26 protein-coding genes, 1 other RNA gene and 2 pseudogenes are annotated in these 20,002 nt (G+C 43.2%); 9 read left to right on the forward strand and 20 right to left on the reverse strand.

Annotated elements, in window-relative coordinates; all coding sequences use genetic code 11:
- Positions 1–13: 13 nt before the first annotated feature.
- The 8 genes and pseudogenes from spoVK to MHB78_RS13365 all read right to left on the reverse strand — a co-directional run bounded on the left by spoVK (position 14) and on the right by MHB78_RS13365 (position 5,774).
- Entirely contained in the window at positions 14–979 is a 966-nt protein-coding gene (gene spoVK, locus MHB78_RS13330; protein ID WP_046132903.1) for a stage V sporulation protein K, read from the reverse strand.
- 359 nt (positions 980–1,338) lie between these two features.
- On the reverse strand, positions 1,339–1,503 hold the full coding sequence (locus MHB78_RS13335; protein WP_231947461.1) for a T7SS effector LXG polymorphic toxin: 165 nt from the start codon (positions 1,501–1,503) through the stop codon (positions 1,339–1,341).
- Positions 1,504–1,719: 216 nt separating this feature from the next.
- Positions 1,720–2,691: an alpha/beta hydrolase family protein gene (locus tag MHB78_RS13340; RefSeq protein WP_046132769.1), complete on the reverse strand. Its 972-nt coding sequence runs from the start codon at positions 2,689–2,691 to the stop codon at positions 1,720–1,722.
- A 225-nt stretch (positions 2,692–2,916) separates the two neighbouring features.
- The gene (locus tag MHB78_RS13345; protein ID WP_046132768.1) at positions 2,917–3,468 is read right to left on the reverse strand and encodes an SMI1/KNR4 family protein; all 552 of its coding nucleotides are present in this window, start codon (positions 3,466–3,468) and stop codon (positions 2,917–2,919) included.
- 283 nt (positions 3,469–3,751) lie between these two features.
- Positions 3,752–4,186, reverse strand: a complete 435-nt coding sequence (locus MHB78_RS13350) for an SMI1/KNR4 family protein (RefSeq protein WP_099047106.1) — start codon at positions 4,184–4,186, stop codon at positions 3,752–3,754.
- Between the two features lie 184 nt (positions 4,187–4,370).
- A complete protein-coding gene (locus tag MHB78_RS13355; protein ID WP_046132766.1) occupies positions 4,371–4,622 on the reverse strand; it encodes a hypothetical protein in 252 nt (83 codons plus the stop codon).
- A gap of 472 nt (positions 4,623–5,094) precedes the next feature.
- Positions 5,095–5,166, reverse strand: a pseudogene (locus tag MHB78_RS13360) (AAA family ATPase); the annotation flags it as partial.
- 173 nt (positions 5,167–5,339) lie between these two features.
- Positions 5,340–5,774, reverse strand: a complete 435-nt coding sequence (locus tag MHB78_RS13365; protein ID WP_046132764.1) for a DUF2243 domain-containing protein — start codon at positions 5,772–5,774, stop codon at positions 5,340–5,342.
- Positions 5,775–6,148: 374 nt separating this feature from the next.
- Here MHB78_RS13365 and MHB78_RS13370 point away from each other — a divergent pair, with 374 nt between their 5' ends.
- The 4 genes from MHB78_RS13370 (at position 6,149) to MHB78_RS13385 (ending at position 8,278) form a co-directional block, all read left to right on the forward strand.
- Complete coding sequence (locus tag MHB78_RS13370; RefSeq protein WP_046132763.1) at positions 6,149–6,586, forward strand: hypothetical protein; 438 nt, start codon at positions 6,149–6,151, stop codon at positions 6,584–6,586.
- A 169-nt stretch (positions 6,587–6,755) separates the two neighbouring features.
- Positions 6,756–7,133 carry a UPF0715 family protein gene (locus tag MHB78_RS13375; protein ID WP_046132762.1) on the forward strand — a complete coding sequence of 126 codons (378 nt, stop codon included), beginning with the start codon at positions 6,756–6,758 and terminating at the stop codon, positions 7,131–7,133.
- Between the two features lie 187 nt (positions 7,134–7,320).
- Complete coding sequence (locus MHB78_RS13380; protein WP_046132761.1) at positions 7,321–7,770, forward strand: DMT family transporter; 450 nt, start codon at positions 7,321–7,323, stop codon at positions 7,768–7,770.
- Positions 7,771–7,792: 22 nt separating this feature from the next.
- A complete protein-coding gene (locus MHB78_RS13385; protein WP_046132760.1) occupies positions 7,793–8,278 on the forward strand; it encodes a DMT family transporter in 486 nt (161 codons plus the stop codon).
- A gap of 349 nt (positions 8,279–8,627) precedes the next feature.
- On the opposite strand, the gene ssrS is transcribed toward MHB78_RS13385, so the two are convergent.
- Positions 8,628–8,811: non-coding RNA, 6S RNA (ssrS, locus tag MHB78_RS13390), on the reverse strand.
- Between the two features lie 156 nt (positions 8,812–8,967).
- Between ssrS and MHB78_RS13395 the strand changes: the two genes are divergently transcribed.
- Positions 8,968–9,729, forward strand: a complete 762-nt coding sequence (locus MHB78_RS13395) for an N-acetylmuramoyl-L-alanine amidase (protein WP_046132758.1) — start codon at positions 8,968–8,970, stop codon at positions 9,727–9,729.
- 83 nt (positions 9,730–9,812) lie between these two features.
- Positions 9,813–10,073: pseudogene (locus tag MHB78_RS13400) on the forward strand (transposase); the annotation flags it as partial.
- On the opposite strand, the gene MHB78_RS13405 reads toward MHB78_RS13400, so the two are convergent.
- The 10 genes from MHB78_RS13405 to MHB78_RS13450 form a co-directional block, all read right to left on the reverse strand.
- Positions 10,019–10,840 (reverse strand): multidrug resistance efflux transporter family protein, encoded by an 822-nt coding sequence (locus MHB78_RS13405; protein ID WP_046132504.1) that lies wholly within the window; start codon positions 10,838–10,840, stop codon positions 10,019–10,021. The pseudogene MHB78_RS13400 and the gene MHB78_RS13405 sit on opposite strands and share 55 nt — an antisense overlap.
- Positions 10,841–10,844: 4 nt before the next feature.
- Positions 10,845–11,510 carry a GntR family transcriptional regulator gene (locus MHB78_RS13410; protein WP_046132503.1) on the reverse strand — a complete coding sequence of 222 codons (666 nt, stop codon included), beginning with the start codon at positions 11,508–11,510 and terminating at the stop codon, positions 10,845–10,847.
- Between the two features lie 77 nt (positions 11,511–11,587).
- Positions 11,588–12,205: a hypothetical protein gene (locus tag MHB78_RS13415; protein ID WP_046132496.1), complete on the reverse strand. Its 618-nt coding sequence runs from the start codon at positions 12,203–12,205 to the stop codon at positions 11,588–11,590.
- A gap of 119 nt (positions 12,206–12,324) precedes the next feature.
- Positions 12,325–13,299 (reverse strand): class 1b ribonucleoside-diphosphate reductase subunit beta, encoded by a 975-nt coding sequence (gene nrdF / locus MHB78_RS13420; RefSeq protein WP_046132495.1) that lies wholly within the window; start codon positions 13,297–13,299, stop codon positions 12,325–12,327.
- Positions 13,300–13,319: 20 nt separating this feature from the next.
- Positions 13,320–15,422 (reverse strand): class 1b ribonucleoside-diphosphate reductase subunit alpha, encoded by a 2,103-nt coding sequence (gene nrdE / locus MHB78_RS13425; protein WP_046132494.1) that lies wholly within the window; start codon positions 15,420–15,422, stop codon positions 13,320–13,322.
- A complete protein-coding gene (gene nrdI, locus MHB78_RS13430; protein ID WP_046132493.1) occupies positions 15,379–15,774 on the reverse strand; it encodes a class Ib ribonucleoside-diphosphate reductase assembly flavoprotein NrdI in 396 nt (131 codons plus the stop codon). Before nrdI ends, nrdE begins: the two co-directional genes overlap by 44 nt.
- A gap of 248 nt (positions 15,775–16,022) precedes the next feature.
- A complete protein-coding gene (locus tag MHB78_RS13435; protein WP_046132492.1) occupies positions 16,023–16,235 on the reverse strand; it encodes a hypothetical protein in 213 nt (70 codons plus the stop codon).
- A 150-nt stretch (positions 16,236–16,385) separates the two neighbouring features.
- Positions 16,386–16,607, reverse strand: a complete 222-nt coding sequence (gene hfq, locus MHB78_RS13440) for an RNA chaperone Hfq (RefSeq protein WP_006640257.1) — start codon at positions 16,605–16,607, stop codon at positions 16,386–16,388.
- Between the two features lie 40 nt (positions 16,608–16,647).
- A complete protein-coding gene (gene miaA / locus MHB78_RS13445; RefSeq protein WP_046132491.1) occupies positions 16,648–17,592 on the reverse strand; it encodes a tRNA (adenosine(37)-N6)-dimethylallyltransferase MiaA in 945 nt (314 codons plus the stop codon).
- Positions 17,593–17,702: 110 nt separating this feature from the next.
- On the reverse strand, positions 17,703–18,107 hold the full coding sequence (locus tag MHB78_RS13450; protein WP_046132490.1) for a YmaF family protein: 405 nt from the start codon (positions 18,105–18,107) through the stop codon (positions 17,703–17,705).
- Between the two features lie 130 nt (positions 18,108–18,237).
- Here MHB78_RS13450 and MHB78_RS13455 point away from each other — a divergent pair, with 130 nt between their 5' ends.
- The 3 genes from MHB78_RS13455 (at position 18,238) to MHB78_RS13465 (ending at position 19,391) form a co-directional block, all read left to right on the forward strand.
- A complete protein-coding gene (locus MHB78_RS13455) occupies positions 18,238–18,453 on the forward strand; it encodes a hypothetical protein (RefSeq protein WP_046132489.1) in 216 nt (71 codons plus the stop codon).
- Positions 18,454–18,699: 246 nt separating this feature from the next.
- Positions 18,700–19,017 carry a multidrug efflux SMR transporter gene (locus tag MHB78_RS13460; RefSeq protein ID WP_046132488.1) on the forward strand — a complete coding sequence of 106 codons (318 nt, stop codon included), beginning with the start codon at positions 18,700–18,702 and terminating at the stop codon, positions 19,015–19,017.
- Positions 19,018–19,028: 11 nt separating this feature from the next.
- The gene (locus MHB78_RS13465; RefSeq protein WP_046132487.1) at positions 19,029–19,391 is read left to right on the forward strand and encodes a multidrug efflux SMR transporter; all 363 of its coding nucleotides are present in this window, start codon (positions 19,029–19,031) and stop codon (positions 19,389–19,391) included.
- A 48-nt stretch (positions 19,392–19,439) separates the two neighbouring features.
- On the opposite strand, the gene MHB78_RS13470 is transcribed toward MHB78_RS13465, so the two are convergent.
- Positions 19,440–19,886 carry an OsmC family protein gene (locus tag MHB78_RS13470; protein ID WP_046132486.1) on the reverse strand — a complete coding sequence of 149 codons (447 nt, stop codon included), beginning with the start codon at positions 19,884–19,886 and terminating at the stop codon, positions 19,440–19,442.
- Positions 19,887–20,002: the final 116 nt, after the last annotated feature.

Below are 20,002 nucleotides of genomic sequence, written 5' to 3' on the forward strand. Positions count from 1 at the left end.
AAAGAAGCGCGGGTCATGCGTGCGCCGCGTCTTCTTTCACATCCAGATCCTGGCTTTTAATGGTCATCAATTCGTTCTTCAAATAGCAGTCTCCCATCAAAAGCCGCATCGCCTGGGAACGGATCGATTTTTCGATTAAGTTGCGGACATAGCGGCCGTTGCTGAATTTCGCCGGACTGACCGTGCTTTTGACCGCCATCAAATGGTCCTTCAGCTTCCATTCCGCTTCAGGGCTGAACTGATATTCCCTTTCAGCCATCATGCGTTTGGCGATATCCATCAGCTGGGATACCGAATAATCGGGAAAGTCGATGCTGATCGGAAATCTTGACTGAAGGCCCGGGTTCAAAGAGAGAAAATGATCCATTTCCCTCGAATAGCCGGCAAGGATTAATATAAATTCATTGCGTTTATCCTCCATATGTTTTACTAATGTGTCGATCGCTTCCTTGCCAAAATCCTTCTCTCCGCCTCTTGCAAGGGAGTACGCTTCATCGATAAACAGGATGCCGCCCATGGCTTTTTTGATTAAATCCCTCGTCTTCTGCGCCGTGTGCCCGATGTATTCCCCGACGAGATCGGCACGCTCCGCTTCGATTAAATGGCCTTTGGAGAGCACGTTCATTTCGTGAAAAAGCTTGCCGATGAGCCTGGCAACGGTCGTTTTCCCCGTTCCGGGATTTCCTTTAAACATCATGTGGAGCGCTTGTTTCCCGGCTTTGAGCCCTTGTTCTTCCCGTTTTTTGTTAACAAAGATCCAGGCGTAGATTTCCTTTATATTGCGCTTCATTTCTTCCATGCCGACAAGCGTGTTCATTTCCTTTTCAATCTCTTTCAAGATGCTGTGTTTCGTTTCGTTTTTCTGCAGTGCGGCCTGATATTCGGCTTCTGCCTCTGAATTGGCCAAAACCTGCTTCTGACCGTTCAGTATGATATTGATCTGTCCGTTGTTTTTGTAAGTAACAGCCCTCTCCAACACACTCACCTCACCCATTCTCTCTTTATATCCTATTCATGAAGCGCTGCACCGTGACAGCCGCCCAGGTGTTTACACAATCCGGTGGATTTTGACACATTTAGGGCCTGCTTTGTTGAAATCTGCGCTTTCCCGAGAAATACTTTATTTCTTATTGTATTCAGGCAAGGCGTGGGGACAAACCAATTTTTTTCATCCTTTTTATTTGCATCTGCGATAGATCGGCCATCAGATCATAATCATCAAAAGCCTGATGCATCAATATGCAAGGCCCAATAAAAGCTGGAAAATCAAAATAATACACCGATTCCCTTCGAAACAATCTTTTACGGTCATTCCTTGAACACGAGCTGAAACAAGGGTTAAACTAGGCCGATCGAACAACGAATTGATTTTTTTAGTGCTGACTGATAATCATCGATAAATGCTTCGTAAAACTGGAGGAACGGAGTGTGGGATTCCTCATAAAGGGCGCGTATAGCGTCAGCATCAGCAAGAATCGAAATGAAGATTTTTATCCATCGCATCAGATAAAGCTTTTATTTTCAGATTTACGGTTTGCAGCTTATTTCAAACTCTGCGTTTAATTGAATCCCTTTTTGTTCAGATGCTCACCTCAACAGTTTCCGGCACATTTTCAATTGCAGCAAAACGGTTTCCGGTGGATTCAAGCACATTCCGATTTTGGACTTTTTCAACATCGGTTTTTGATAATGATTTCTGAAAATTGTTCAGAAGTGTTTTCAACTCTTTTTTAGTTTTTTTCGGAGGAAAGAAAGCGTATCTGAGGCTAGTTTTTTGCGACAAAGAACAATCCCGGCATGGCCGCAATTGTACAGATATCTTTCGGGTTTCCCCCACCTTTCCCACAAATAATCAGCATCTTCCAAATGAATATACTGATCGTGTTTAGCAGAAATCAAGAGAATGTTATCTTTGTTAACTTTCGGCACGGTTTGGCTCGGATCTATGATTTCCCAATATTTTATTAAATCTTCGTAAGTCACGCCATGTTGTTCCAGTTCTTCTCTTATGAATTTACCCGGAATCGTTTTCCATATCGAATAAGAAAGGCGATTGGCATAAAATATCGAGACCACTGCATCTATTTGAGGTTCAAGGGTAGCCATTAGATTGGTAATCCAACCCCCTAAACTTACACCCACTATGATGACAGGGCCTTTTTTATTTGCTTTTAACCAGTGGATGAATGCTCGTAAATCTACAATGGCTTGTCTCGTTGATTCAACTGTACGATCAATATCCGCACTGATCATCAATTCCCCACTATAAAGTGAATTTTCCGGCTCTCTTTCTAAATGATAGGGAAGAGAATAGTAGTACATGTTCCATCCTACATCTTTCATTATGCGATGATGAAAGATTTTTTTGATTCGATCGTATGAATTCATTCGCCAGCCGTGTACAAAGATAACATTGGGTTTATCTATATCATTTTCATTTAAAAAGACCTCTCCTGTTAAAGTATCATTGACAAGATCCCCGGAAGGAATTAAGGATTCATAGCTGAAAGTTCCAACCATATATTTTTTTCTGGATTCTTTCAGAATAATTGAGACGTCAGCTATACTTGATTTGTAGAATTCATTTTCAGCCATTGCATCCAATGAAAAAGCAGAAAAATGTTTATCCTTGCTTCTTTTTCTGTGTAAATCATATAAGGCTAAACGATCTATGGTTTTTGAAAAAAACACTTTATGTCCTCCTGGCAGCGGTGTTTCTTTATATTGAAATTAGTCTGTTTCACATGAAAAACCTTGTATGTTCATTAAAAACATCATAGAGCTCCATTGATCAAACCTCCATAATCAGTTGTTATTTTAACATTTCACGGAAATGGATTGGGGTAAATCCTGTCCATCCATGAAAATGAATCAATATAAAAGCGAAAAACAGCCTTTACTGACTGTCTTCACATCTTATCTATAGTAATTCTCCGCTGTCCGATAGTTCAATTCCCAAAATGCTTCTCCTTGACATATAATATAGCGATCTAGAAATATCTCAAAATTTAAGTTTAACGGAGTGTATTCTAAACCATCCTCAAATAAATAGAGATAGTTGGGATCACTCCGATCAAGTCTATCCTTGTCAATCATTAGATGACATTCTTCCAAGAGGTGCCCTATTGGAATGCCGTTTACGCCTTCAAACAATTCCACATATCCCAGTTCTTCTTCAATTTCTTCAAGGCTGAATAAGTGCAGCCCACCACCTATGTTCTCGCCATCAGAAATAATGTCAAAAATTCTGGCGCCATTATGTTGTTCTAAAAATTTTCTGTAATCTTCAGGGAAGGATATGCTGTATTTCGATTCAAAACTTTGAATTTCATCGGCTGATGCTCCGTAGATAGGAAAGGTAACTTGAGATTCGGTAATATCCCCTTCCGAACCAAATAGTTTAATTGTTCCCCTGTGATCTAAAAGACTCTTCAACCCATTCACAGTTTTGTCTATAAAAGTAGTCAAGTGCATCACCTCAATTGTTGGTTAATAGCCGCTCCACCAAGGTGTTACAGAAACAAGTTGATCATATCATTACTCCCCCATATTATAGAGGAATAACATGATGAACTTCGTAATTATCCCAGTTCCATTTTGGTTCTCCGTATTTATACAACTTTTCGAATTTTTTCTTAGGATCTCTGTCTTCCCTCTTATTTTTTGAAACAACTTTCATTTGTGCGTCTGCAGACTCCCATTACTTGTTTAGTGTGGACTATCCTTAGCCTATGGATAAAGAACGGGCTTTTTATTCTGAAACCAGTTTATAATACTCTTGAATATTCGGACTCACTTCCCAATATTTCGTCCCGTTAGAAGACACTAACATATCAAACCATATTTCAAAATTAGAATCTAAGTCGACAGCATCTTCAATATCATCAATTGAATCTAGATATAACATATAGCCTAATCCGTTTCTTGATTTGTTTGTGTCTATAACATATCTTCCATCATAATGATATCCAATTAAAACGTATCCCTCTGGGAAATCTTGAACTTCATTATATTCAATGATTCCTTCTAAGCTAAGTATTTCAACGCCGTCAAACATTTCCATCCCATTGTGTTGTAACAAAAACTCTTTATAATCATTAGGGAAAGTAACACCTAACTTCTTTTCTAAATCGCTAATTTCTTGAGGACTTGCCGGATCTTCGAAATGAAAAGTAGCATCTTCCATGACATACCCCCCATGATGGAACATAGGGAATGTACCATATTTAGAAACTGCTTTCTTAATACCATTTAGAGTCATGTGAACTAACTTTCCTTCTTCCATAAAGCTCCTCCTTCGCAAAGGATCTCATTAAGTTTTTCCACACAGACATTTAATAGCGAAATTTTAAATGGGCGCCAGCTTTTTATTAAGACACGATCTTATTCATAATTGAAGTAGCATTAGTGGTGAACAAAATATAAGTGTTATTTGCTGTTTTTATCACTACTCTATCCGTAGATCCAAAAGGAAACCCAATCCTTACTGCGCTTTTCTCCTCTCCCCCATAGTTCGGGTCAAAAAACACATCATTTATTTCGTTTATTGAAATTTCAATTTTGGATAACTGCCAACTGATAATTAAGTTTTCATTTGATTTTTCAACTTTAATTCCTAACATCATCACATTCCCCTTTTGACTATGGATTCAGTAAAATTTTAACATACCACAAGAAGTTTTTGACTGAAATGCAAAAATATTAAAGAAAAATTAAATTCACAATGATACTTTATATTTAAGATGTATTCAAGCTGTTTTTAGGTTTAAATAAAATGAGGATTTTATCGAAATTTATAAAAAAACCCTTTCGTTTTGAAGGGTTAGTAGCCGTATTTTCATATATATCTTGTCATATCATACAGCTTATCAAAATCACGCGCTCTTCGTCTCCGACACAATTCAGGGTAGTTAAGCTTGTCCACTTTTTTAGCTTATGATCCAATCTGAGATGTTTATTGTCCAACAGTCATCAAGTCTTTAAAATGCATCTTTTTGATTTCGTCAAAGCTGCCTTCATACTCTTTCCATGCGTATTTATGGCTGCGTTTCGGCTTGGGAATATCTACTTCAAACGTGACATAGAAACTAAAACCATGTTCTTTACTAATGTGTCGATCGCTTCCTTGCCAAAATCCTTCTCTCCCCCTCTTGCAAGGGAATAGCTTCATCTGTAAACAGGATTTGTTTTGTTAGTAACAGCCGCCCAGGCTTTTACTTACACAATCTGATGGATTTTGACACGTTCACATCCGGCTTTGTTGAAATCTGCGCTTTCCCGAGAAATATTTTATTTCTTATTGTCTTCAGGCAAGGCGTGGGGACAAACCCATTTTCCCCTCACATTTTTTTGCCTTTTCGGTAGATCAGCCATCCGATTACAATAATCAATAGCCCTGAGGCATCATAGGCCAAGTCAAAGAAGAGACGGTTCGGGCTTGCCGGGTTGACGTGGTGAATCTGGAGAAGGTGATGGTTGACGATGCCCTCCACAAAATTAAACCAGCCCGCCCCCAGCAGAAACGCGCCCCAAAATATATGCTGCGGACGGCGGCCGTTCAGCTCTCCTCTGTTCCACAGCATAATCCCCCCGATGAAGAGGATGATCAAAGAAAACAGGTGGAACAGTCCGTCGCTCATGATTTGGTGAGGGCGGTCTGTGTCCATGTACACGCTGTGCCATTGAAGCAGTTGATGAAAAATGATGCCGTCGATCATGGCGATGATGCCGACGCCGAACAGGAAAGGCCCCCAAAACTGTTTTCTGTTTTTCATGTTTACCCTCCTTCACGTACTTATCTTCTATGTACCCGCCGGCCAAAAAGAAAAACCGGTTATGTTTACATTCTCTCCTAAATTGGATTATCCTCTTTTTTCCATACCGTAAAAAGCTAAGCTTTATATAATAGAAGAAATACAACACTGGCAAACTCCCTTTTAGATCAGCTTTTTATTTATGAAATCCGGAAAGTCCGCATGCGTTTTGTTTCAGCCTCGTTGATTGAAAGCGCCTCTCTTTCACCCTGCTTTATTTGCCGATTCCATTGGGGCGACCGGATATGATCCAAAGCTTCCTCATCATCTCTATATCCCACATTTCCTTTTTATTGCAATCCGTTTATAATGTGGGAAAATGGGGAGGGATGATCATGAAAAAATTATTGGCTTATACGGTGTTAACATTATTATTGGTTTTGAATTTCAATGTGCAGGATTCAATGGCAAAGATTACAAAGGATCAAAGAAAAATAAGTTTTGCAATGACTGAGGATAATACGGGTTTTTTTATGTCCGATGATACTAATCCAAATTATTATCCAACTTGGCTTTATTACAGGTTTACAATATTTAATGCCGAAGGTTGTACTCTCAACATTAAGCTGCAAAGGATTACATTAGGGAATGATTATTATACGTTAAGCGAGAAAGAGTTTACTGGAAATCATTTTGATTTTAGCGCCGCGGACAAAGTGGCGGGAACGCCGTTCAGGAATCATTACCTGGACATCACTAAGGTGTCTGATGGCTGTAAAGATGTAAAAATTAAAGGTTTTTACGGCTTTGAACATGAGGAGCCGGACTGGTGATACGAAACATCCGGAAAAAACAAAGAGGACTCAACCAGAGTCCTCATTTAACACTTATTCTTTATTGTCGTTTTTTCGGGACAACCCTGCTCTTTATGTTCTTCCATCTCAATTATATGAAAATAAATAATCTTTCTCAGTGCAAATCCTCCAAAAGGAAAGGATGTTCATGAAGAAAACAAACTTAGCTAAGACGATTTTTTTCTCAAGTCTAACCTTGGGTTTTATTCAGTATTATAGTGTCGGGCTTTTTTCAATGATATTTTTGATTATTGCATTTGCCGTTTATTTTTTCGTCCCTCTTTTGATATTTGCGATACCTTTACAGTACGTTCTGAATAAAAAACCAAAAAAATTCTCGCCGGTTTATTTTCTTGTCTATTTGCTCATGTCATTAGCATCAAACTTTTTGATTTTTTATTTAATGAGTGAGCCATTCCATCCACCTTTATATACCAGACCAGAAATTTATTGGTATGGCACGGTTTCCGGGATTGTATATTGGTTCTGGGATTCGATATGTGCACAGAAAAAAAGCATTAAATAAAGTGTTCTCACAAAGCCGCAAATGTTCGTTTCTTTTAATAAATCAGCACTTGCATCAACAGTTCCTTTTCGCCAAAATATAAGGTGTCCCCGCCCGGCGGCAAGATTTCAGCCGTTTGTATTTATGCTGCAAGAAACATTATCCCGAATAATCGTTCCAATAACCGTCTAAAAAGGAGTTTTACAAAATGATGATGATTTTAATGCTGGCCGGTATTTTGTCTGGAATGGCCATTCCTGTTCAAACCTCCATTAATTCACGACTGGGCATGAAAATCGGGTCTCCTTACGGGGCAGCAGCTATTTCTTTTTTTGTCGGGACGTTGATCCTGCTCATTGCTGCCTTGCTGACAGAGCACCGTTTTTTATCTATTTTTGGACTTCCCCCTTCCCTTCCATGGTGGATAGTCATCGGAGGCGGGTGCTTAGGCGTATTTTATTTAACATCAAATATTCTATTGCTTCCGCGCCTAGGATCAGCGCTGACGGTGGTCGTCACCCTTCTCGGGCAGATGATAATGGCGATCGCCATCGATCACTTCGGATGGTTTCATGTTCCCGTTCATGAATTAAACCTTCCTAGAATGATCGGCATTTTATTCATTATATTCGGGGTTTTCATCATCAAAAAATATTAAATAACAAGGGAGTTCATCATCAATGAAAAACAAATCCATATACATATTTCTTTACATGCTGCTTGGCCTCTTCGCCGGAATGGCATCGCCGATTCAAACATCCATCAATTCAGAGCTGAGGATTGCACTCCATTCGCCATTTATCGCCTCCCTTGTTTCTTTTTTGGTGGGATTGATCGTTCTTCTTTTTCTTACATCACTCATCGAACATCGCCGGTTATTTCATTCAAACCATTTAGAAACAGCAAAAAACTTTATCACAGGCAACCCTTGGTGGCTTTGGACAGGCGGAATACTTGGGGTCATCTTCATCACGTCCAATATTTTGCTTCTGCCGATTGTCGGAGCATCCCTTACTGTTGTTTTGGCTTTAAGCGGCCAAATGATCATCGCCCTTATCATCGATCATTTTGGATGGTTCGGGATCGCTAAACACCGCTTGAATGTACAGCGCATTCTTGGAATTGTACTCATGATCGCGGGAATTATGATCATTCAGCATTTTTGATGCCAATTTGTATAGCCGGAAAATTAAAAAGGAGTGGAGACTAAATAAAACCGTAGATGTGAAAAGATTTTTCGAAGAAAATGGATGAAGCAGCGCCAAGAAGGTTTTTATAAAAGGAAAAGACAGGGATACTGACAGGCGACTGTTCAGACAGGGTCTTCCGCGCTCTGCCCGCCCGATTTGGGTTAAAACCGCAAATTCGTCTCAGGGCCAAAAAATTTGCTGAAAAAATAAAAGGATCTGCCCTTTTTCTCCCCGTCATTTAGACGGACGCTATTTTAGTTGACATAACATTTTTATAATAAATTGTTTGAAGACAAATAAAAAAGCCATTTTATTCAAAATGACTTAGGGTGCTGCAATTGCCGTATGCAAGTAAGAAAGTTTTAAACCACACTCCTCAAAGTGGGTGTCTGCAGAAACTTTCCTGCCGTCCTTTCAAAGAAGGCTTGGCATTCCAGGTTCGATATAAAACTCCCTATTACAGCTTAAAGGTTAAAACTTAATTATCATTACGTACAATGCAGCGTATTTGTATTATATGATATTTGCACATCAAAATCAACCGTTGTCTTTGAGAAGGAAAAAGATGCAAATAAGCTGAATATTACCAAAATTCAGTTAATATATGACGGCTGCACAACCCTTCTGTACAAGTTTTTCATACACTATGGATGAGGTGATGTCATATGGTTAAAATTTTCATCGACCCGGGACACGGCGGTTCTGATGCAGGTGCGAGCGGAAATGGCTTGATCGAGAAAAATATAACATTACAAATCGCCCTTGCGTTAAGAAACCTTTTGCTTGATGAATATGAAAATGTTTCTGTTCAGTTAAGCAGGACAAGCGACCAGACTGTCAGCCTGACGCAGAGGACGAACGCCGCAAACAATTGGGGCGCGGATTTTTATCTGTCGATCCATATTAATGCCGGCGGGGGCACTGGTTTTGAATCGTATATTTATCCGGGCGTCGGCGCACCTACGACCACTTACAGGGATAGGATTCATGAAGAGATAATAAAAGCCGTCGATTTCAGGGATCGCGGAAAAAAGACGGCCGATTTCCACGTTTTAAGAGAAACGGTGATGCCGGCATTGTTGACGGAAAACGGGTTTGTCGACAATGCCGATGACGCCGATAAGTTAAAATCATCAGCTTTTATTCAATCGATTGTCAGAGGGCATGCGAATGGACTGGCAAGAGCGTTTAACCTTACCAAAAAGGCTGAAGCTCTTTATAAAGTCCAAATTGGGGCCTTTAAGGAAAAAGCAAATGCGGATACCCTAGCCTCTCAAGCAGAAGCGAATGGGTTTGACGCCATCGTGATTTACAGGGAAAGCCTTTATAAAGTTCAAATCGGCGCTTTTTCGTCAAAGGAAAACGCTGAAGCGCTTGTTCAGAAAGCGAAAAGTGCCGGATTTGAGGCCTTTTTTTATCAGGAATAAAGAAAAAGCCTGCCTTCCTTCACAGGAAATGAACTGCACCCCAATTGTTAGACACCATCTAACAATCGGAGGTGCAGTTTTTTATGGCTAAATTTACAGCTGAGGAAAAAATACAAGCGGTCAAAAGGTATCTTGCGGGTAGGGAAGGGCATAAAACAATCGCCAGAGAGATCGGTGTTTCGTCAGGTGTGTTTCAGGTATGGATTCGCAAATACCATTACCATGGAGAAAGTGCGTTTCAAAAACTCTATACAACCTATTCTGTAGAAGATAAACTGAAGGTACTTCACTATATGATCGAAAATGGGACGTCGATCCGTGAAACAGCCGCTAATTTTCTCATATCCCCCTTCACCATATCGGTTGCAGCGAAGAAAAGGACGGTCGCGCATATTCCGGAAAAAACGGCCACAAGGCCCGATTGAATGACCTGACCTCTCTCCGGCGGTCCGTCTGCTGCCAAGCCGTACATTAGAAGGACGAGCCAAAACGGAAGGCTTGCGAGCGTCATGCCCAATACACGCTGATAGGCATCCAAACGGCCGGCGCAAACCTCCATCATTTTTCGGTTTCCCAGCGGATATGCAAAGGAAGCCAAAAGGACGGGAACGACGCAAAAAAGCATTTCTTGAAGCGAAAGCTGTGCAGCATGTTCCAGCTGCATGAGCGCAACTCCGGCCAAAATAATAAGCGACATCGACAGCCCCTTATAGGGGATTTTTCCTCTGATCTTTACAGGCCCTGACTGCGTCTGTACGATTTCGTAAAAAAGCGGCGCCATCAAGGACCCCGAAATGATCGTGATCTGCCATGTTCCGGCGATCAGCCAGCCCGGACCGTAAGCTGCGGCAACGCACAGCGGCGCATAAAATAAGCCAAATCCGACAGTGCTCCATATAAGCCAGACGAACGGCGCTTTTTTGATTTCTCGAAAAACGCCACTGATATTTCCCCTTGCCCAAACAATGACAAAAAGAAGCGGCGCCATCATGATGAAACGGAGGGAAGCGCTCCATACCCAGCTCCCTCCTTCCATTTCCATCGCCCTGTTGAGAACAAACGTAAAGGCAAAAAAGAAAGCGGCAAAAATGCCGAGCACGATCGGTTTCAAATTCCTACTCTCCCTCCGGATGTCCGGCCAGTCTTTCTCCAAGGCTCAGCCAGTTTTCTTCTGCAAGCCTGACGGCTGCATCGGTGTCTTTCCGCCTGCAAGCCTCGATAATCCGCTTGTGCTGTTCTATCGATTTCATACTGCTGACTGAAGAAAACTGTGACATTTCAAGCCGGTAAATTTTTGAGACGATTTTTTCGAGTGCACGGGTAATTTCAGGGTTTTCCGACGCATGTAAAAACACCCGGTGAAAAGAGTCGTCTGCTTCAATGGCTGCAACGATGTCCTCTTTTTCGATCGCATGCTGCAGACTTTTGTTGCAATCCTCCAATTCCTGCAGAGCGGCCTCTGTTAAGGAAGGGACCGAAAGCTTGACAGCCAAAGCGTGCAGAGCGGCCGTCACGGTAAAGGCATGCCTTGCTTCCTCGGCTTTTAGCGGCGCGACTCTTGTCGCCGATCCCGGAACGGCTTCCACAAGCCCTTCGTCTTCAAGCCGTTTAAGCGCTTCTCTGACAGGCGTGCGGCTGATTCCGAATTGCGCTGCAAGCTCTTGATCATGAAGGCGTTCCCCCGGCTTCAGCTCAAGTTGGACGATTGCACGCTTTAGCGTTTGGTATACTTCTTCACGAAACGACATTCGTTTAAGCGGTTTAATGTTATGCTTCATCATAAAACCAATATATCGCATTTTGGTTTTATGATCAAACAAAAAAAGATTCGGCTCATAAGGCCGAACCTCTTTCTCATTTATACTAAAATGTCGACGACAAACTGTGACCATGTTTCAAGCCGATCGTACACGCTTTTTTCTTTCAGATCGGCGGCTTTCATCCACCGTCCTGCAATCTGGTCTTTTTCTTTTACTTCAACGCGGGCGCCGGGTTTCAGCTCAAGTGCGGAGAGAATGCCGATATGGACTTTGCCGACGCTGTTTTCATCATCATTAATCAGTCCGAGCGTTATCACGTTCCCTTTATCGGATTCATCGATCAACAGTTCTTCATCAAGCTCCCTGTCTGTGTTTAATTTTAAAACATCCGCAAAGCCGAGGCCTTCCGCAGCGTTCATATGGCCGCCGAAACCGAGCGAAAGCCTGTTGTGAAGCCGGGCTTCGCCGCCTCCTTCAAGCCGATCATATACGAAAATTTCATCTTCCCTTTTGATAACGACATACGGAATCGGCTGTTTATAAGAAGGGTTTTCTTCCGCGTCTCCCCTTCTCATTTCGCTGAAGTTCCGTTCGATATGCGCCATGATTTGCCGGATTGATTCCTTGTCGCTATTCACGCCTTGGAATGTCAGCGTTTCATTTGCAAATACGTCTTCCCGCGGTGCCACGAGAATCATTTCATCCATTTTTCCCATCGTAACCGTGTTCCTCCAATCAAGATAAAAGAGCAGAACAAGTTCTGCTCTTCATTTACGTGCCGGCCCTTCCTGCGGGGAGCCGGCGTCTTAGGCGCTTGCAGCCCAGACTAAGTTTACTATTCGTCAAAATAAAAATCGTCGTCCTTCAAAGGTTCAACGGTTGCTTTTTTGTACCCGTTTCCTTTCATTGAGAAGAAGTCGTGTGATTTTGTTTTCGTATTTAATCCGTTCAATACGATCGGGTTGATCTCTTCCTCTTCAAAATAAGCATCAAAACCGAGGTTCATCAGCGCTTTGTTTGCATTGTAGCGGATGAATTTTTTCACGTCGTGCGAAAGGCCGACTTGATCGTACAAATCTTCGGTATACTCAAGCTCGTTTTCATAAAGCTCGTTTAATAGGTCGATCGAAAACTCATATAATTCTTTTTGCTTTTCAGGCGTCTGCTGATTGTAAATTTCCTGGGCGAGCAAACCGACATAGACGCCGTGGATCGCTTCATCGCGCAAGATCAGGTTGATGATTTCGCCGCTTTGCATAAGCTTGCCTTGTCCGTAAAAATAAAGCGGGTAGTAAAAGCCGCTGTAAAACAGGAAGCTTTCCAGATAGACGGAGGCAACCATCGCTTTAAACAGCGATATTTTGTCGCCTTGTCTGATTTTTTCGTACAGCCCGACGATGATCTGCGCTTTTTTCTGCAAGTATTTATTTTGTTTGACCCATTCAAAGACTTCATTGATTGTCTCCGTCGGTGCAAGGGTCATGAAAATGTTCGAATAGGATTTGGCGTGAACCGCGTTTTCCATCATGGCCATGAAGTTCAGCACCGCTTTGCGCTGGTGTCCTTCGACATGCTCTGCGACAAGCGGCATTCCCGTGTTTCCCTGCTCCGTATCCAGAAGCGTCAGCCCCGCGAGCACTTTCATGTATGTATCCTGCTCGTTTTGGCCCAAGTACTTCCATGTGAGGAGATCGCCGTTTAGGGCGATTTCCTCCGGAAGCCAGAACTGTTTTACATTTTGGTTGTAAAACATCTGGGTAAAATCGTCTTCATGCTTCGACCAGTTTGCTGCGTCATATATTTTCGTCACTTTCTCATACTCTCCTTTAATCAAACGACACAAGAAAGGCAGCTTTCTTGCCCTGTATCCTTCGTTCTTGCATAGTAAAGTGTTTTGATGCCTTTGTGATGGGCATAAAGATCGATCCGGTTCAGATCGCGTGTCGTCATGGTATCTTTCAGGAACAATGTAAAGCTTATGCCTTGGTCCACGTGCTGCTGGATCGTCGCAATCATGTCCACAACCTTAAACATATCCATATCGTACGCTTCTTTGTAGTAGAACCAGTTGTTCGGCGCAAGTCCAGGCATTGGATAGTATGTTTTCGAATTGCCGTACGTCCTTTCTTCAATCCGCTCCATAATCGGCATCACGGACGCTGTGCTTGACTGCACGTATGAAATGGAGCCGGTCGGCGCGATGCACAGTCTGTAGCTGTGGTACAAGCCGTGCTCTGCAACAAATTCCTTCAGCCGTTTCCAGTCTTCTTTCGTCGGGATGTGCATGCCTTCAAATAGCTTGGCAATTTTCTCGAATTTAGGCGTGAAGTCCTGCGTGATATACTTCTCGAAGTATTCTCCCGTCGCGTATGCGGAACCTTCATATTGATGGAACGTCTCCCCTTTTTGCTTGGCGATCTCTGCCGAACGTTCAATAGAGTAGAAGTTCATCATCATAAAGAAGGTGTTCGCAAAATCTCTCGCTTCTTCGCTCTCATAGGCGATGCCGTTCTGCGCCAAATATCCGTGAAGGTTCATCGCACCGAGGCCGATGGATTTCATCGCTTTGTTCGCTTTGCGGACAGCCGGCGCATTCGTGATATTCGTCGTTTCTGAGACGTGCGTCAATGAATCGGTCGCAAGCTTGACCGTTTGTTCAAGCGATTTGTTTTTCATGACATTCAGGATGTTTAACGATCCCAGGTTGCAGGAGATATCCAGACCGATTTCGTCTTCTTGGCCGTAATCGGTGTAAGACGAAACTTGGGAAGCCTGAAGCACTTCCGAACAAAGGTTGGAGAATTTAACCTTTGACAGATGGTTATTCGCGTGAACTTTGTTGACGTTATCCTGGAACATGATGTACGGATACCCGGATTCCGATCTTAAAATCGCCAGCTTTTCCAGCATTTTGCGCGGGTTTATTTTTTCCTTTTTGACCCTCGGGTCTTCCACTAAACGGTCGTACATCTCGTTCATGTCCATTTCGTCCAAATGCTCGCCGTACGCTTTATAGACGGTGTGCGGATAGAAGACGTAAGCTGCTTTATCCTCTCTCGCCAGCTCGATGAATTTATCGGGAATGACGACGCCGATGGATAATGTTTTCACCCTGACATCCTCGTCTGCCGAAATTTTCTTCGTATCAAGGAAATCGTTGATGTCGCGGTGGAAAATGTTTAAGTATGCCGCTCCTGAACCTTGTCTCTGTCCCATTTGATCTGCATAGCGGAACGCGTTGTCGAGCAGCTTCATCACGCCGACAACCCCTTTTGTCGCATTTTCGACGTCTTTGATGGCTTCGCCTTTCGCACGCAATTTTGAAAGGTTGAGGGACACGCCTCCGCCAAGCTTGGAAAGCTGCATCGAAATATCCACGGCTCTGGAAATGTCGTTTAACGAATCGTTGACTTCAAGGAGAAAACAGCTGACAAGCTCGCCGCGGCGTTTGCGGCCGGCATTTAAGAACGTCGGCGTGCTCGGCTGATATTCCTGATTGATCATCATTCTGACGAACTCTTTCGCTTTCTCCTTATCGCCGTTTGCGAAGAATAAGGCGACAATGGAAATCCGGTCTTCATAGCGCTCCAGAATTTTTTTCTTATCGTTCGTTTTCAGCGCATAATCGTTGTAAAACTTAAAAGCGCTCATAAATGACGGGAATCTGAATTTTTTTGCGTATGCCTCTTTGAACACTTCTTTGATTTCTTCAAATGTGTACCGGCTTAAAAATTCTTCTTCATAATAATCATTTTTGATTAAGTAGTCGATTTTTTCTTTCAGATCATGGAAAAACACCGTATTTTGGTTGATATAATCAACAAAATAGCTATGTACCGCTTCTTTATCTTTATCAAATTGGAATTTCCCGTCTTTTTGAATCATGATCTCATTGTTTAACTGGATCCATTTTGGCACTTGATTTTCTGACAACTCTTTCTACCTCCTGAGTAAACAGTTCAACGTCTTTGGCCGTCCCGCTGAGTTCAAATTTGTGGAGAATCGGAACTTGATACTGTCTCGATATTTTTTCTGCGCTCCTCGCAAAATTATCTCCCCAATTTCTGTTTCCGCTCGCCGCAACCCCGAGTAAGAGATGGGCGTTTTTTTCAAGAAACATCTCAGTTGTTTTCGGAACTTCTCCAAACCCTGTCGTGTACGTGATCAAAATAAACGGCTCGTCTAAATACTCGTCTGCGCTGACTTTCCGTTTATTCCGAAACGGCGTTTTATCTACAAAGCGCTGAACATTCCCCGTCTTTGAATCAAATACGATTTGAATCATCATTATCACGACCTATTAAAATTGTTCCCGAGTCTCTCAACTCGCCTTACACAATATATAGTATACTATCATTCAGAAAAACACAATATATTGATACGCAAGTCGAGAAAGTTCACAATTTGCTCCAAGCTGAGGAGCCGCAGGCCAAAGAAATATGAGTAGAATGAGAGCTGACGCTCACCCTACTCATCAAACCGAAATCTATCATAACACGAAAAAAATTGAGTTAGTAGACTAGACTTTTTCACTTATTTTTTGTAAGCGTCGCAACACTTGTTCTCGCATACTTCTTTAATATCGGCTTCGATTCCGAGTTCTTCAAGCACGGATTTAACGGCCGTCAGGATGGATGCCTCGCGGATCAGCTCTTTTCCGTTTACAAGAATGCTTGTGCCGTATTCGTAGCAGGACTCGTCTTCACACGTTTCTTCCCAATGGTTGATGACAATTTTAGGTTTCATTGTACGCTCATTCCTTTGCATTTAAAAACTTATGTGTTAACCAATACCTAGTTTATCGATTCGCGGCTGCTTTGTAAATTTGTATGCATCGCGCCGCCCGGACATAAAAAAGACCATGCAGGGGGCATGGTCTTTCGAAGCCGCGAATCCTTATTCGAGTTCAAGCTGGACGTTTTTTTGCGGTGCAAATGTTGAAATGGCATGCTTGTATATGAGCTGCTGCTTTCCTTCTGTCTCAAGCAATACTGTGAAATTGTCAAATCCTTTTACCTGTCCGCGCAGTTGAAATCCATTGAGTAAAAAGACCGTGACAAATGTATTTTCTTTACGGATCTGATTCAAAAACTGATCTTGAATATTTATCGATTTCATATTCTGGTCCTCCTTGTTTCTCTATAACATATTGTTTCGATTAAAGTTCGAGCTTTCCTGCTATATAAGCGAAAATTTCCTGTTTTTTCTGCTCAATTTTGACAGGGGGCGTCATATCAAACCAGGCGACGTCCATTTTGTTCCTGAACCACGTCAGCTGCCGTTTGGCATAGCGTCTTGAGTTTCGCTTTAAAGTCTCAACTGCAGCCTCAAGCGGCTCCCTGCCCTCAAGATATGCATAAAGCTCTTTGTAGCCGATCGCCTGAACAGACTGGCAGTCTCTGACCTTTTCATCATAGAGCTGCTTCACTTCTTCCAAAAGCCCATCGTCCATCATCTGGTCGACCCGCCTGTTAATTCTGTCGTAAAGCGCTTCGCGGTCCATCGTTAACCCGATGAGGGCCGCATTGTACAAAGGTTCTCTTTTCTGTCCTTCCATATGTTCAGTCATCGTTTTTCCGGAGGTATGTAGAATTTCTAGCGCTCTGATGACCCTGCGCGTGTTGTTTGGGTGAATCGCTTTCGCCGATTCCGGGTCGCGCTCTGACAGCAGGCCGTACACATAATCTGATCCTTTTTGTGACGCGATATTCTCCATTTCCGCCCGGAAAGCGGGATCGCTTGCTTCATCCGTAAATGAATAGTCATAAAGCACAGATTGAATGTACAGCCCGGTTCCGCCTACGATCATCGGCAGCTTCCCGCGGCTTTCGATTTCAGACATTTTCTCCCTGACCAACTCCTGATATTCAGCAACGGAAAAAGATTCGGTCGGTTCCTTGATATCAAGAAGATGATGTGGGATTCCATTCATTTCCTCTTCTTTGATTTTTGCTGTGCCGATGTCCATTCTTTTATAAATCTGCATCGAATCGCCGCTGATAATCTCCGCGTTTAAACTTCCGGCCAGCATCACGCTTAACTGCGTCTTGCCGACAGCGGTCGGTCCGATCAAAACGATAACCGGCGGTTTCCTTTTATTCACTAATGATCACTCTCTTTAAGCAAGCTGCTCCCATTATACCATTTAACACACAAAAACACCTATTTCATTTTACCCGTTTTTGCCCCATGGAAAACATTTCCTCCATTTCCTTACCAGCCGAGCGGCTCATTTCCGACCACTTCTCTCGTCATCCCTTTATATGTATGTCTGTGCGTCTTCCTGCGGCGTCCTTCACCGACATAAACGACGCCTCCGTATCTGATCGGGAGAGCTGTGCTGTAAGCCAAATAAGTAGTTCCTTCGATATCATGGTAGTGCGTACCGTCCGCTCTCGGTATGGCAGGCCCCGTAATCGCGTAGTATCTATGATAGTGTCCTCTCTCAAAGGACGTGATCCCTGAATAAAAATGGACATGACAATCTGTATTGCTTCCGTTTGCCGGCTGTGTAAACCCCTCAATCAAATGAATATGGCCTTCGGCTTCAGACGTTCTCGCTCTGTATGCATGGGCATGCGCAGGGGCCTTCGACCAGTCTGACTGATATAATCCCATTTCTTTCTCCCCTTTTCGGGCTGATTCATTAAAAATCGGGCATTGCATAAACGCCTGCCCAAGCAAAAACAACCGGGCGGAATACATTGATGGTAGTCAGATATCATTTTATTATTGGAGGGACTTTTTTATGAATCAATTCGGATTTGATCATTTGGAGGATGAGCGAATCATCGGCAGACCGTTTTTTGGGAGACCGTTCTTTGGGAGACCGTTCTTCGGCAGGCCGTTTTTCGGACCGGGACCGTTTTTCGGCGGATTTTTAGGCGGTCTGACAGCAGGAGCGCTCCTCGGCCCCGGTTTCGGATATGGATATCCTTACGGACCGTATCCTTACTATTGGTAATCAAAAAAGGTCCCTGGACGGGGCCTTTTTACCTTGACTTGAAACTTTCGGATCATTTATGATGAACTTTGCCTACCGTACATCATTGCGGGGGGATTTTTTTATGTCTAAAAATCCTTCGCCGCAATGGACAAGCGTTTTCGCTCGGCGAGGTGGGGAAAATGTTAAAAACGTTTGAATTGACGCTTTCAAAAAAAAAGCTCTCAGATGAGCACATCCGCCGAATCTCGTGAAGGGGGATTTTTTATGATCACAGGCTATCTGTTTCTACTAGTCGCGATATTGTCCGAAGCGGCAGCCGCCGCAATGCTGAAAGTCTCTGACGGATTTAAGCGATGGCAGCCGGGGGTGCTCGTTGTGATCGGATATGCGCTGGCCTTCTACATGATGTCGCTGACATTAACATCCATTCCGCTCAGCCTTTCATATGCGACATGGAGCGGCGCGGGCACAGTGCTTACGACCGTCATCGGCGTCCTGTGGTTTCAAGAAAAATTGAACCGCCGGGCGATGCTTGGCATCGTCTGCCTTGTTGCGGGTGTTGTGCTGATCAATTTGTCGTAAGGAGGGATTAGATGAAAGGAATTCTATTTTTAGCGGCGGCCATTCTTTCAGAAGTATTCGGAAGCACGATGCTGAAGCTTTCGGAAGGTTTCAGCGCCCCCGTTCCTGCAATCGGCGTCGTGATCGGGTTTGCTTCTTCTTTTACATTTCTCAGCTTTTCTCTAAAAACGCTCGCCCTGTCATCGGCATATGCCACATGGGCAGGTACGGGAACAGCGCTGACGGCCGGGATCGGATATTTCTTATTCAATGAACCGTTCAACACCAAAACGGTCATCGGACTCGTCCTCGTCATATATGGCGTCTTTTTGTTAAACCATTCAAAAAAGGAAGAAAACGCGGAGACAAGCGCACGGCTTACCATAGAAGAATAGGCTTGATCAAACAGCCGGACAAATGACCGTCGATCAAGCCTTGAACATTTAAGGTACGATGATTTCCGGCTCAAGTTCAATTTCTACATTCCCTTGAACGGCCCGGGAGATCATGCATGACGTTTCCGCTTTTTTGGCCAATGTGCCGGCAAGTTCCGCATCCTTTTCTGAAGCGCCTTTTTTCAAACGAATCACAGGTCTGTGAATGATCTTTTCATATGTAAAAACGCCTTTCGTCACATCGACGACAGCTTCTGATTCCATCGTCAAATCCTCTTTGTCAAGGCCGCTTCTTTCCATCATGGCGCTGAGCGTGATGATGTAGCACGTCGCTGCCGCGCCAAGCAGCATCTCATCAGGATTTGTTCCCGCTCCGGGACCGTCCATTTCCTTCGGTATGGATATGTCGGTTTTTAAATTACCGCTTTCAATCCTCCCCACGTCGTTTCTTTTTCCCGGCCAGTCTGCCTGCAAGTAAAAATGATGTTTTGCCATATGAAACATCCTCCTTTTTTGATCATACTTTCAGTCTACTGATCTTTTGCCGTGATGTCCTTTTATTTGCTTGACGCGGGCAGCGCCTTTTCAAATTCAAGACCGAACGGTCAAAA

The sequence above is a fragment of the Bacillus sp. FSL K6-0138 genome (assembly GCF_037982765.1).
Classification (GTDB): Bacteria; Bacillota; Bacilli; order Bacillales; family Bacillaceae; genus Bacillus; species Bacillus glycinifermentans.